This window comes from Streptomyces sp. NPDC017943 (assembly GCF_044328425.1).
In the GTDB taxonomy this organism is placed as follows: Bacteria; Actinomycetota; Actinomycetes; order Streptomycetales; family Streptomycetaceae; genus Streptomyces; species Streptomyces djakartensis_A.
In genome coordinates this window covers 1-12,283 of record NZ_JBIRHH010000028.1, presented here as the reverse complement: position 1 = coordinate 12,283, position 12,283 = coordinate 1, and the positions used below count along the sequence as shown (strand labels likewise).

9 protein-coding genes and 8 pseudogenes are annotated in these 12,283 nt (G+C 68.0%); 7 read left to right on the top strand and 10 right to left on the bottom strand.

From position 1 onward, the window contains the following. Window positions 1-123: 123 nt before the first annotated feature. Together ACH4C6_RS34865 and ACH4C6_RS34860 are read right to left on the bottom strand one after the other, a co-directional pair. Window positions 124-463 (bottom strand): annotated as a pseudogene (locus ACH4C6_RS34865) (IS5 family transposase); the annotation flags it as partial. A 42-nt stretch (window positions 464-505) separates the two neighbouring features. After that, a pseudogene (locus tag ACH4C6_RS34860) lies at window positions 506-745 on the bottom strand (transposase); the annotation flags it as partial. A 449-nt stretch (window positions 746-1,194) separates the two neighbouring features. On the opposite strand from ACH4C6_RS34860, the pseudogene ACH4C6_RS34855 reads away from it, so the two are divergent. The 3 genes and pseudogenes from ACH4C6_RS34855 to ACH4C6_RS34845 all read left to right on the top strand — a co-directional run. Next, a pseudogene (locus tag ACH4C6_RS34855) lies at window positions 1,195-1,544 on the top strand (transposase); the annotation flags it as partial. A 2-nt stretch (window positions 1,545-1,546) separates the two neighbouring features. Then, window positions 1,547-2,281, top strand: a pseudogene (locus ACH4C6_RS34850) (IS5 family transposase); the annotation flags it as partial. A gap of 529 nt (window positions 2,282-2,810) precedes the next feature. After that, on the top strand, window positions 2,811-3,245 hold the full coding sequence (locus ACH4C6_RS34845; RefSeq protein WP_366900930.1) for a hypothetical protein: 435 nt from the start codon (window positions 2,811-2,813) through the stop codon (window positions 3,243-3,245). A 506-nt stretch (window positions 3,246-3,751) separates the two neighbouring features. Here the strand turns inward: ACH4C6_RS34845 and ACH4C6_RS34840 are convergent. Then, a pseudogene (locus ACH4C6_RS34840) lies at window positions 3,752-3,898 on the bottom strand (transposase); the annotation flags it as partial. 134 nt (window positions 3,899-4,032) lie between these two features. On the opposite strand from ACH4C6_RS34840, the gene ACH4C6_RS34835 reads away from it, so the two are divergent. The 3 genes from ACH4C6_RS34835 to ACH4C6_RS34825 all read left to right on the top strand — a co-directional run bounded on the left by ACH4C6_RS34835 (window position 4,033) and on the right by ACH4C6_RS34825 (window position 5,819). Beyond that, a complete protein-coding gene (locus tag ACH4C6_RS34835; RefSeq protein WP_366900894.1) occupies window positions 4,033-4,230 on the top strand; it encodes a toxin-antitoxin system HicB family antitoxin in 198 nt (65 codons plus the stop codon). Then, window positions 4,227-4,523 (top strand): hypothetical protein, encoded by a 297-nt coding sequence (locus tag ACH4C6_RS34830; RefSeq protein ID WP_366900895.1) that lies wholly within the window; start codon window positions 4,227-4,229, stop codon window positions 4,521-4,523. Before ACH4C6_RS34835 ends, ACH4C6_RS34830 begins: the two co-directional genes overlap by 4 nt. A 189-nt stretch (window positions 4,524-4,712) precedes the next feature. Beyond that, window positions 4,713-5,819, top strand: a complete 1,107-nt coding sequence (locus tag ACH4C6_RS34825) for a PIG-L family deacetylase (RefSeq protein ID WP_398112654.1) — start codon at window positions 4,713-4,715, stop codon at window positions 5,817-5,819. A 119-nt stretch (window positions 5,820-5,938) separates the two neighbouring features. Here the strand turns inward: ACH4C6_RS34825 and ACH4C6_RS34820 are convergent. Next, a pseudogene (locus ACH4C6_RS34820) lies at window positions 5,939-6,747 on the bottom strand (IS5 family transposase). Between the two features lie 65 nt (window positions 6,748-6,812). Beyond that, window positions 6,813-7,475 carry a GTP cyclohydrolase II gene (gene ribA, locus ACH4C6_RS34815; RefSeq protein WP_366900699.1) on the bottom strand — a complete coding sequence of 221 codons (663 nt, stop codon included), beginning with the start codon at window positions 7,473-7,475 and terminating at the stop codon, window positions 6,813-6,815. Between the two features lie 226 nt (window positions 7,476-7,701). Between ribA and ACH4C6_RS34810 the strand changes: the two genes are divergently transcribed. Continuing rightward, window positions 7,702-8,169, top strand: a complete 468-nt coding sequence (locus ACH4C6_RS34810) for a creatininase family protein (RefSeq protein WP_398112653.1) — start codon at window positions 7,702-7,704, stop codon at window positions 8,167-8,169. Here the strand turns inward: ACH4C6_RS34810 and ACH4C6_RS34805 are convergent. The 5 genes and pseudogenes from ACH4C6_RS34805 to ACH4C6_RS34785 all read right to left on the bottom strand — a co-directional run. Continuing rightward, window positions 8,166-9,286 (bottom strand): annotated as a pseudogene (locus ACH4C6_RS34805) (YbhN family protein). The gene ACH4C6_RS34810 and the pseudogene ACH4C6_RS34805 sit on opposite strands and share 4 nt — an antisense overlap. Next, window positions 9,283-10,317 (bottom strand): methyltransferase domain-containing protein, encoded by a 1,035-nt coding sequence (locus tag ACH4C6_RS34800; RefSeq protein ID WP_398112652.1) that lies wholly within the window; start codon window positions 10,315-10,317, stop codon window positions 9,283-9,285. The pseudogene ACH4C6_RS34805 and the gene ACH4C6_RS34800 overlap by 4 nt, the downstream one beginning before the upstream one ends. Beyond that, entirely contained in the window at window positions 10,314-11,516 is a 1,203-nt protein-coding gene (locus tag ACH4C6_RS34795) for a glycosyltransferase family 4 protein (RefSeq protein ID WP_366900701.1), read from the bottom strand. The genes ACH4C6_RS34800 and ACH4C6_RS34795 overlap by 4 nt, the downstream gene beginning before the upstream one ends. After that, window positions 11,513-11,881, bottom strand: coding sequence for a 6-pyruvoyl trahydropterin synthase family protein (locus ACH4C6_RS34790; protein WP_398112655.1), 369 nt, complete (start codon window positions 11,879-11,881; stop codon window positions 11,513-11,515). The genes ACH4C6_RS34795 and ACH4C6_RS34790 overlap by 4 nt, the downstream gene beginning before the upstream one ends. A 218-nt stretch (window positions 11,882-12,099) precedes the next feature. Continuing rightward, window positions 12,100-12,192 (bottom strand): annotated as a pseudogene (locus tag ACH4C6_RS34785) (IS5/IS1182 family transposase); the annotation flags it as partial. Between the last annotated feature and the right edge of the window lie 91 nt (window positions 12,193-12,283).

Here is a 12,283-nt window from a genome sequence, read left to right as displayed (position 1 = left end):
AGCGTCCCAGGCATTCGCCGATCTGACCACCTCCTCCAGTCGGACGGCCAGTTTCCGAAGGACCGGATCGATGTGATTCGTCCTTTGGCGGGCCCCCCTTTGAGGAAGCGCGGCAGGCGGTGCTTTCCTCGCGCCGGCAGCGTGCTGATGAGCTCGCACCGCTGTGGAGTCCACCGACACGTCCCAGTCGATCCGGCCCGCGGCGTCCTCGGCGGCCTGGATCCTCGACAGCAGCATCTTCCACGTCCCGTCCGCCGACCAGCGGCGATGACGCTTATAGACCGTCTCCCACCGTCCAAACCGTTCAGGTAGGTCCCGCCACTGCACACCGGTCCGCACCCGATACAACACTCCGTTGATCACCCGCCGGTGATCACTCCACCGGCCGCCACGCGCACCACCACGCGGTAGGAACGACTCCAGCCGATCCCATTCCGCGTTCAGTCAGGTCACCACGTCCCATCCAGCCAACCTGACCCCAACACCGCGCTCACGTACGGAGATCCGAGAAACAGTGCCTAACCGTCTCCCAGGGCGGGAAGTCGTGCGGGAGGTAGCGCCACTGCACTCCGGTCCGGTCCACGTAGAGGATCGCGTCCATGATCTCGCGCAGGTCGTGCTCGGGCGGGCGCCCGATGTTCAGGGCGTGGCGCCGTCGCTCGGCCCGCCAGACGGCCAGGACCGGCTCGATCAGTGCCAAGCGGGCATCGGACAAATCACTTGGATAGGGGCGACGATTCGTCATGACCTGGGCGTACCGCCAGGACGTGAGTGCGCCCAGGCGCGAAGGCGGGGTGGACGGAAGCTCGTCCGGATTCCGGAGTGCTTTGGGATGAGACAGGCGCAAGCCGCCCCCTGCCCCAACCGTCACCCCAGCCGACCATCAGGCTTCGGCCGCACCGATCGCCTCACCAACGCAGCAACCTCGTGAGACAAAAACCAGACGATAGTCACGCATCCTGGGCGAAAGCGACCTCTTAAAGATCATTTTGTCCCCGCAAGGTTGTTTGGTGGCGCTTAGTTCGCGGATTGTCATGGGGGCGTTGATGCGGAAGGGTCCTGCGAGGGGTGTGTGACTACAGAGGCGAGACCTCGGCCCGTTTCGATGTACTCGCTCCTGTCGATCCCAACGCGCCCTTGGATGAAGCCGTTTGCGCCCTGGGGCGGTGCCGCTCCTGACGCTACTACCGAAACATGACGCGACAACGCCCGTATCCCTGCGACCTGTCCGACGCCCGCTGGGAACTGATCGGACCAACGCTCGCCGCCTGGCGGGCCGAGCGCAGGGGCAAGGGCCTGGACATTGGCCGCCCCCCCGAGCTACGGCGCCTGGTCCGTCAGGCCGAGGGCAGGACGCCGAATCAAGTGCCTGCGTGCTGGACGCGCAGAGCATCAAGACCTCCACCAACGTGCCCGCAGCCGGCCAGGGCATCGACGCAGGCAAGAAGATCGCAGGTCATAAGCGCCACCTCAGGGGTCGATGCCCTCGGACTGCTCCTGGCCGTCTGGTGAGCACGGCCAGCGTCTCCGACAACGCCGACGGTAGATCGCGAAGCCGTTGATCCTACAGTGCAAGGTGCGGCCACAGGGCAGCGGCATACAGGACATCACTGATGGGACGTTGTTCGCCGCGATCATCTATGTCCCGGTGTCCGGCTGTGCCTGGCGCGCGTTGTCGCCGTGCTTCGGCGTCTCGAATGCGACCGCCCATCGGCACTTCCTGATCTGCTCGAAAGCCGGTATTGAGGCCGGTGCACGAGGCCGTACTGCACCGGCTCGACGACGCCGGCCTCATCGACGTCACACGCATCGTGCTCGACACCGCCCATGTTCGGGTCAGAAACGGGGGCGAACTTACAGGTCCGAGACCGTGGACCGGGACCGGGGTAAGCCAGGTTCCAAGATGCACGTCCTGTTGGACGCGAACGGCTTGCCCCTCGTCGGCGTCTCCGCGGGGAACACACACGGCAGCGAAAAATGAAGCTCATGGTGGAGGGTCACCAAACGGGACGCGACCTCCACCGCGACCGATACTTCAAGCCCTGTCGCTTGCACGCCGGCAAGGCATACGACCAGGCTGGTCTGTGCAGATGGCTCCGGGGTGTACGGATCAGCGTGCGTATTGCCCGCAAGGGCATCGAGTCCAGCAAGTGATGAGGGCGAAGCCGCTGGGTCATCGAGCGGACGATGTCCCGGATATCGAGTTACCGCCGACTCAGTCTCCGGCCACGCACGCGATCCCCGCGACCACTTGGCCTTTCTCGGCTTCGCCGCCCCCATCCTGAGGAGCCGCGCCAGGGCGACGGGGCGGCTCGCAGGACTGGTCGGTTCGCCCGAAGGGCGAGGACCCTTCGGGCGAACCGACCAACAGCGTGGTGCGCACCATCGCCAATCGATGTCCAGCCCGCCGGGTCGCCGTAAGGGCTGTACTCCGGGTAGCAATCAACCACGGCATCGGCCTCAATGAAGGAGTCAACGAGAGGGCGGGGCAGGGGCTGACGTCGCGGACGGCGGTACCGAGCCTGACTGTGGCCTGGCCACGCAACCATGGTTCATAAAGCGTGCGTTCGGGTCCCCTCCTACCCGGCCCCCTGTTCTGTGACCTGGAGGGAGGCAGCTGTCAGGGCCGGTACACCACATGCATGCCCCCTCAGTACCCTCTTTCCGGCTACATCGGGCAAAATGCGCATCTCGATTCCCGTATCAGCAGATGTCGAAACGAGTGAACCGATGCAGCGCACGTCTCGTTTTGCTGCTTGAAAGCGGAGGGCGGCTTCTTGGAACCGACCTAGAGTAGACAGGAGCTCAAGTTGAAGAAGTATCTGATTTCGGGTGTGGCGGTACTAAGTGTGGCTGGAGGAGCGGTCCTCTTCGGCCCTAGCTGGATTAAGGAGGAAGCGGCCCCTCCCGCTCCGGTGGCGTTCCAGGAAGTGGGTACCAAGAGTGGCGGCGGAAGCTTCTTCGATTTTGCCCAGAATGGCGCCCCGACGGTGTTCAAGCACGACGGTTGGCTTGCGAATCTCGAAGGCGGCAACAGTACGTTTCTATTCGGCGATGAACCCAGCCTCTCGGAATATGGATTCAACGATACAATCACCATGGTCTCCAACCCGACCGACACTGCGCAGTGCTTCTTCGAGCATGACAATTACGGCGGCAGAAAGACAGAAGTTCCTGCTAAGTCGGGCATCAATCTGACTGGGAACGAGCTCAACGACACCTTCTCCTCCATGAAGCCCTGCTGACTAGTGCTGTGACCGGGAAGGTTCGCCGGGAAGCTCGCGGCGTCCGGTGCGGTGCATCGCAAGGCGGAGCATGACCCGCGTACTGGATGTACTCGGGTCATGCGACAACGCGGCGAGGTGCCGTGCCGGGCGCCGCGAGCCGATGAACCTTCCCGGTCACAGCACTAGACACACCAGAACGAGCTAAACGCGACCTTGCACGACGGTCCGCCGACGGAGTCGGTGGACCGTTTCGTTTTCGCGGGCTTGCAGTGGGCTGTAGCGCGAGTAGTGCAAGGGCGGTGCCGCACTCGGCGGGGCTCGAAGAGGCGATTTTGGCCGGTCGGACGGGCATAGGCCGCAGCACGGCTGGGACGCGGACATCACTCATGCCCGCCGGTCACGGCTGGTCAGGCTCCCGGAGGAGGCCCGGCAGCCGAGATCCTCGCGGATGCTGGCTACCGGGGCCTGCGAGCCGAGACCAGAGGGCATGTGGTGATGCCGCCGCACCGCACGTTTTAAAAGAATGATCCGGATGCCCCGAAGCACGCCGGCAACGCCCGCCAAGCGCAACCGCTGACCAGCACATAGATGACCGCTGCGAAGACCGCCTCATCATCGAGTGCGGCAGGCGGTGGTCCGGACACCCGGTGAGAATTCGGCGGCCCTGCCACCTGCGGGAATCCGGCTTGACCAACACCCGCTTGGGCGTGGCTTGTGGCTCCGTCTCTCTCGGAACTCTGTTGTCCTCGTCAGCAGGACCACCGGATGCCTTACGCCACCATAACGCGGTGGCTATTCTGCGATCATGTCTGCCGCCACAATGACCCTGCGTGTCCCCGACGATCTCGCTCCCTCAATTCGGGTTGCCGCCTCCGAAGCCGGTCTCAATGTGAACGCCTACGTGGTGCGCCCCGCCCGGCGCGCCGCCACGCTCGATGCCGCGAAGCGTCTGGCGGCACTCGGCCTGAGTGACGACCTGGCGGGCGAGGGCGACACGCCGTGAACCGTGGGGAGATCTGGGCGCTCGCGGACGGCCGCAACTTCCTGATCATCGGTCTGACCGGTCTTGAAGAGGCCTACGGTGCGGTCCTGGGAATCGTGCTGCACGACGTCGGCCGCTACCCCGAGACCGCCATGTCCATCGCCATCGGCGACCCGTTCCCCTGCACCGCCGTTGCCGTCAACGTCGCACAACTGCGCGTCGACCGCTTCGACGGAGCCAAACTCATCGGCCCGGTCGATGCTGCGGCCATGGTCCGCGTGGACGCCGCCCTGCGCGCCGTCCAAGACCTGTGAGGCCCCCTCGGGCTCGTCCTGCATGTCGTGGACCAGGTGAACCGGCCAGTCGGCACGTCCGTAGAGCGTGCGTCGAGATGATCATGGCGCGAATGCCGGTGTATGCCGCACCACAGTGGGTCCGCCTCGCGCTTCAATTCCGAACACGAGCGACAAAAGGCGGGAGCATTGGCAGTGGCCCTGAGGTACATGGCGGTACACGCCCACCCCGATGACGAGTCGAGCAAGGCTGCCGCTGCCCTGCTCTACCTGAAGTCCCTGGGTTTTGAAGTCACGGTGGTCACCTGCACGGACGGCGGGCAAGGTGACGTACTCAACCCCGATCTGGAGTATCCGTACAGGCCAGACCCGGATAATTCGAGCGTGGCTTACGCGAGTGCTCAGGAAGTCGAGGCGAACATCGCGGAAGTTCGTCGTGCCGAGATGAAGGAAGCGGCGCGGCATTTGAAGCTGGACCACCACGTTTGGCTCGGCTTCAAGGATTCAGGCTTCACCGTGGGAAACGGAAAGGCAGCGGTTGAAGGATCGTTCTCGACCAAGTCCGTCGAGGAGGCCGCCAAGCCTCTGGTCGCCGCCATGCGCGAGCACAAGCCACATGTTGTCAGCACGTACGCCGAGAATGGAGGATATCCTCACCTCGATCACATCATGAGCCACAAGATCACAGAATTCGCCTTCCGTGTGGCAGGTGACCCCGGGTGGTGCCCCGAACTCGGGGAAGCATGGCAGCCGCTAAAACTGTATTACTCCGACAGTCTTTCCTATTCCCGTCGCGACGCGCTGACAGCCGCGATGCTCCAACGGGGTAAGAAGGTTGAAATGCACGCTGAGGGTACCGGGCGGCATCCGACCACTCGCGTCAAGTGTGACGAGTTCTTCGAACAGGCGAGGCGTGCCTTGAAAAGCCACGCCACTCAGGTTCCGCATGATTTTTGGTTCTCCGTTCCGACCGGCGTGGAGTGTCAAGTGTATCCGTATAACGACTTCGAGCTCATATACAGTTACGTGTCGACACCCAAGCAGGAACCGACCGGGAAGCTGACTGAGGAGTTCACCGAAGGGCTCACTACCGCGGTCGACGGGACGAAGCTGTTCGGGCAGGCCTTCACATACGTGTCCCAACATGCGCCCACTCCGGATCTGCGCAGCGTCGCGCAGGGCCTGAGCATGTCGCAGGCGGCAACGCTCTCCTTCGGCCGAGGCGTGGCCAGTGCCGAGCCGTCCGCGCAGAAAGCGGTGCGTCACGCATCGGCATATAAGGCCGGACAGACCTCACGGCAGTCTGCCCTCCGGTGACATGTTCGCCTCGCGAAAACCCAGGGAGTTGCCGGAAAAAACCCACGCCAAACTGGAGCGCGACCTGTGAACCTCGAGCCAAACCTTGTCGGGATTAGTCGCCCTTTTAACTGATCATTTCAGGATGAGGTTCGGAGTCGTCGCGAGCAGGTGAGGCTGCATGCGTGTGGGAGCAGTTCGAGGTGGAGGTCGGCTCGTATCTCGTAGCGGGTCCGGAGGCGTTTGAACTGGTGGAGCCAGGCGAATGTGCGCTCGACGGCCCATCTGGTCTTGCCCGGCCCGGAGCCGTGGGTGGTGCTCTTTCGGGCGGTCGTCGGTGTGATGCCATGCGCGCAGAGCGGGTGTCGGGTACTTGTCGTAGTCGTAGCCGCGGTCGGCGAACAGCCGTCGTGGTCGGTGGCGGGGCCTGCCGGCCAGGCCGCGGATGCGGGGGATCGCGTCCAGCAGCGGCATGAGCTGAGTGACCTCATGCCGGTTTCCGCTGGTCAGGGACACCGCGGGGTGTTCCGTGCTGGTCGGTGATCAGATGGTGCTTGCTGCCAGGCCGAGCCCGGTCGACCGGCGGAGAACCGGTGTGAGCCCCCGTTTCAGGGCCCGGATGTGCGAGCCGTCGATCGCGGCGTCGTCCATGTCCAGCAGGCCGGCCTTTGTGAGTTTCGCGAGGAGGAACTCGTGCAGACGGGGCCAGACGGCTGCCTCGGTCCACTCCCGCAGGCGCCGCCAACAGCTCCCCCCGCTGCAGCCGATCGCCTCGGTCGGTACGACCGCCCACGTCACGCCCGGTGCGCAGGACATAGACGGTCCCGCGCAGAGCCGCACGGTCGCCCGCCGGCAACCGACCCGGATCCCACCGACGCCGCGGCGGACGAGGCGGGAGCAACGGGACGACACGATCCCACAGATCATCAGGCACGAGATCATCCGACACCCGCCGAACTCTGCCGCTGATCAGTCCCACTGCCACACCCCCGAGCCGAACTTATTCTGAAATGATCAGCAAGGCAGGTACGTCACCACGTCCAGGTGGGGTAGGTGGTGGTCGAGGCGCTCCCGCTTGGTCCGCAGGTAGCCGACGTTGGTCTCGCACGGCGGGATCAGCAGCGGCACCTGCTCGGCGACCTCGATGCCGTGCCGCACCAACGCTTCGCGTTTGCGCGGGTTATTGGACATCAGGCGCACCGACCGCACCCCGAGGTCGCCCAGGACGCGGGCCGCGACCCCGTAGTCACGAGCGTCCACCGGCAGGCCGAGCGCGAGGTTGGCCTCCACCGTGTCCAGGCCCTCCGCCTGCAGCGCCATCGCCCGGAGCTTGGCCAACAACCCGATGCCGCGTCCCTCGTGGCCGCGCAGGTATACGACGACGCCGCTGCCAGCGGCGGCCACCGACTGCAGCGCGGAGGCCAGTTGGTCGCCGCACTCGCAGTGCCGGGAGCCGAACGCGTCGCCCGTCAGGCATTCCGAGTGCAGCCGGGCGAGGACCCCCTCCGCGTCGAGTTCGCCGTACACCAGCGCCACTTGTTCGTCGCCGCGTTCGTGGTCGAAATAGCCGTACGCCCGGAATTCGCCGTACACGGTGGGCAGCGGTGTCACCACCACCCGTTCCACGTCCGTGCGCTGCGACGTTTTCTTGCCGAGTACACCAACTTTTTCTGTCATGCTTATCGCGTTCCTCAACAGATCTCTCAGCGGATCTCGGGGCGGGTCGCCCGACAAGGACGAAGGGCCATACGGTGGATACTTCACTTGTGCCGGCGGGCACCTCTGAGGACGGGCGCGCCCGGGGTGCCGGACTCGCCCTGCAGGCGGCGGTGTTGCCGGTGGGCAGCTTCGAGCAGCACGGCCGTACCTGCCGCTGGCCACCGACACCCTGGTCGCCTGCGCCGTGGCCCGGGAGATCGCCGCGGCGTATCCGGTGCACCTGCTCCCGCCGGTGACCATCGGCTGCTCGCACGAGCACGCGGACTGGCCCGGAACCGTCAGAATCTCCTCGGTGACCCTCCACGCGGTGGTCGGGGACGTAGCCTCCTCGCTGCGCCGCTCGGGTGTCGAGGCGCTGGTCGTGGTGAATGGGCACGGCGGGAACTACGTCCTTGGTAACGTGGCGCAGGAGTCCTCGGCACGCGGTGAGCGGATGGTGCTCTTCCCGGCCGCGGAGGACTGGGAGCAGGCGCTGGAGCGGGCGGGCGTGGCGACCTCGCCGCTCACCGACATGCACGCCGGAAAAATCGAGACCTCCAATCTTCCGCACGCGCGTCCCGAATCGGTCCGGCCCGGTTACGAGGCGGCCGACTTCGTCGCGGACGACCGGCGTCATCTGCTCTCCTTCGGGTTGTCCGCCTATACCGATTAAGGTGGCATCGGGCGCCCTTCGCTCGGCTCGGCGGAAAAGGGAAAGGAACTGCGAGTCTCGCGGACTCCTTCGGGGCGTATTGCGCCCTCCTGACCGAGGAGAAGCGGCCGGGGCGTTCGTAGGAACCGTCCGGGCCGGCGAACCGGCGGGCGACCAGGACGACGACACCGGGCAGGCTAGCCACCAAGCTGAGCACGCCGTAGACGACCGCGACGCCCAGCCCGCTGCTCGCGCCGAGGCCGGCCGCGCCGAACGCCCAGGCGGTGACGCCCTCCCGGGGGCCCCAGCCGCCGACGTTCAGCGGCAGGCTCATGGCGAGCAGGGCCAACACGGCCAGCGGGGTCAGTTCGGCGGGCGTGGCCCCGCTGCCGGCCACCCGGGCGGCGAGCGCGAACATCACCAGGTGCCCGGCGAGGACGACGATGGACGACACGGCGACGCCCGACAGGCTCCGCTGGGACAGCAGCGCTCGCCGCGTCTCGCCGAGCGCCCGCCCGGCCCGCCCGCGACGGGCCGGTGCCCGGTGCGGACGCAGGGCGAGGACCACGGCGACCGCGCCGAGCAGTGCGAGAGCCACGAGGGGGGCGGCGCGCCGGGCCTCGTCCCGCACCGGGGACGGCAGCGTGAGCAGGACGACGACGCCGGTGCCGATCAACGTTAGCTGTCCGGCGACCCGTTCGAGGACGACGGCCCGCACGCCGCGCCCCAGATCGCCGGCGCCGCGCCCGTGCCGCAACGCCCGGTGCACGTCGCCGAGGACGCCGCCGGGCAGGGCCGCGTTGAGGAACAGGGAGCGGTAGTAGTCGGCGACGGCCGGGCCGAGGCGCAGCCGGATGCCCAGGCCCCGGGCTACCAGTGCCCAGCGCCAGGCGCTGAACACCGTGGTGACGAACCCGATGCCGAGCGCCGCGAGCACGGTCGGAGCGTCGATGCGGCGCAGCCCGCCCATGAAGGCGTCGGAGCCCATCCGCCACAGGAGCACGGCGAGGATGGCGGCGCCCGCCAGGGTCCCAAGGTGGGTGCGCAGGGCGCGGCGGGCCGGGGGTGCGGCCAGGGAGGGGGTGTCCGGGCGGGGCGGGGTGCGGAGGTTGTCCGCTGGAGGGGCGGGTGCGCTCACGGCGTCCCGCCCGTCAGCGGGGGTAGCGCCAGCAGGTCGGTGTGGCGGACAACCACGCGCAGAATGCCGTCCGCGCACGCGGCGAGGCGCTCGTCCAGGTACGCCTCGGCCCTTGCCCGCAGTTCGGGGCGCTGTTCCACGGCCGCGCCCACCCAGCCCCGCAGCCACTGCGCGGTGAGTGGGGCCTCGTCGGGGCCCAGCCGCCAGGGACTGGGGTGCGTCTGCACGGTGACGCCGTGCGCGGCGAAGGCCTCCCCTGCCGCGGTGACCGCGTTCGGGCCGAGCAACCCGGTGCGCCGCTGGTGGTCGTTGAAAGCCTCGGCGATCTCGGCGTCCAGCGGTTGGGCGGGGTCGAGTTCGACGCGTCCAGCCACCGAGAGCGTCAGCAGGGCCGCACAGCCTGCCGCGGCACAGGCGGCGGCGAGGGTGCCGATCTCCTCGGCGGTCAGGACGTCGAGGAGCGCGGACGCCGTCACCAGGTCGGCGCCGGACAGCGCGTCCGGGGTGAGGCGGGCGAGGTCCCCGCGAAGCGTCTCCACGGTGACGTGGCCGCCGTCGGCGGCCGAGCGCGGGGCGTCCGCGGCGGCGAAGTGCAGGAGATAGGGGTCACGGTCGTGCAGCACCCAGTGCTGGGCACCGTCGAGCAGCGGAGCGAGCCAGCGCCCCATCGAACCGGTGCCGCAGCCGAGGTCGTGCACGAGCAGTCCCCTCGTCGGCGGGGTGCGCCCTGCGAGGTGGGTCCGCAGCGGACCGAGCAGGTCGCGCGCCCGCGCGGCGGCATCGGAGGGCTCACGCAGGCGCAGCCACTCGGGGGCGTAGCACGGAACTTCACGGACGAACGACTCAGCGGATCGCTCCGGCGTCGCGTTCACATCCGTAGCGGCCCGCTCCGCAGTCGGCTGCCCGGCCTGGGCGGAAGGTGGCTCGGCCGGGCTCGCCCCCGCGAGCACGCTGGCGGCCGGCTCGAGGGCTTCGCACGGTTCCGGTCGGGGTGGAACCGCATCACCGGCTGTCGCCGTCCTTTTACTCATGCCGCCCTCCGGGGTTCGTTCCGCAGCCGGTGTAGTACGCCGGCCAGGTTTCCCGTCGTCGTCGCCCAGCCGTTCAGGGCCGCGCGCCGGCCGCGCGCCGCTTCCTTCAGCCGGCGCCGTACGTTCGCCTCGCCGAACCAGCCGCGCAGTGCGGCGGCGAGCGCGGCCGGGTCCTCGGGCGGGACGAGGATGCCGGGCATCCCTCCGTCGGGCGCGCGTCCGACCGCCTCCGGGAGCCCGCCGACGTCCGTGGCCAGAACGGGGATGCCGCGCGCCAGGGCTTCGGTGACCGCCATGCCGTAGGTCTCGGCGTAGGAGGTCAGGACCATCAGGTCGGCGGTGGCGTAGGTGGCGTCCAGTTCGGCGCCGGACCGGGGCCCGGCGAGCACCAGCCGGTCCTCCAGCCCGTGCCGCGCGATCAGGCGCCGCAATCCGGCGACATACTGCGGGTCGTGGCCGAGCCCGCCGACGCACACGCAGCTCCAAGGCAGGTCGGCGACCGCGGCCAGGGCCTCCACCAGCCGGTGCTGGCCCTTGCGTGGGGTGACGGCGGCGACGCACACCAGCCGGGAAACGCCGTCGGTGCCGTGCGCGAGGGGCGCGATGTCGGCGCCGGGCGCGGCGACGTGCACGCGGGCCGGGTCGAGGCCGTGGTGCGAGACGAGGCGCCGTACCGCCCAGTCGCTGGTGGCGACGACGGCCGGTACGGCGCGCAGCACTGCGCGCTCGCGGGCGTCCAGTTCGGCGGCGACCTCGGGTTCGAGAGCGGTCTCGTCGCCGAGCGGGAGGTGGACGAGGACGGTGATGCGCAGCCGGGCGGCCTCGGGGACGACGATCTCTGGCACCCCGCAGGCGACGAGGCCGTCGAGCAGCACCACTGCGCCGTCCGGCAACCGGCGCAGGACGCGCGCGAGTTCCCCGCGGGCGGCGTCGTCCGGCCGGGGCCAGTCGCCGTCGACGGGCAGTCCTCGCACCCGCCAGCCGAAGCCGGGCAGGTCGAGCCGGACCCGCCGGTCGTAGGCGTTGCCGCCGCTCGGGGCGGCCGGATCGTCGATGCCGCCCGGCACGACGAAGCGCACGGTCCGCAGCGACATGGGGATGATCCCGTCGTCGGCCGGGGCGGCGCCTCGGGCGGCGATCCGCGTGCGAACATAGGTCAGCCGGGTCGACCCGGCCGCCTCGACGGACGCGTCGGTCACAGCGCACGCTCGTAACTCGCCCACGCGACGTGTGACTCGTGCAGCGTCACGGTAAGTCCGGCCAGGCCCCTGGCCCCCTCGCCGAGAGCGCCCTTGTGGACGCGTTCGGCGAGCCGGTCGGCGATGACCTTCGCCAGGAACTCGGTCGAGGTGTTGACGCCGGCGAAGTCCGGTTCGTTGTCGAGGTTGCGATAATTGAGGTCGCTGACGACGGCACCCAGCTCCCGGGTGGCCAGACCTATGTCGACGACGATGTTGTCCTCGTCCAGCTGCTCGCACCGGAAGGTGGCGTCCACCAGGAACGTTGCACCATGCAGGCGCTGCGCGGGCCCGAAAACCTCGCCACGGAAACTGTGGGCGATCATGATGTGATCGCGGACGGTGATGCGGAACAACGGACGACCCTCCAGGTGTGGCACGGCTGATCCCCGTCGATTGCCACGGGGGGTCCCTCTATTACGGCCCGGTTCCTCCCTTGGTTCAGCAGGCCGCACGTCTTCGCGCAAGGTCAGGCGCGCGGGCATGGAAGGCGGCGCAGCCAATGTCCAGTCATTGTGGAGAGATAAGACCGTGGCCTACATGGTCAGTTCCGGAGTCGCTTGTAGCAGCAGAGGGCCTCGGCGAGTCCGAGAAAGGCCAGGTAGTTGCCAGGTTTTCGTTCGTAGCGGCGGTTAAGAAGTCATCTCATTTGGCGAGTCGGCGGTAGCAGATGAGGATGCAGGCGAGGCTCGTGAAGGCGAGGAAATGCTCGGCTTTGCGCTCGTAGC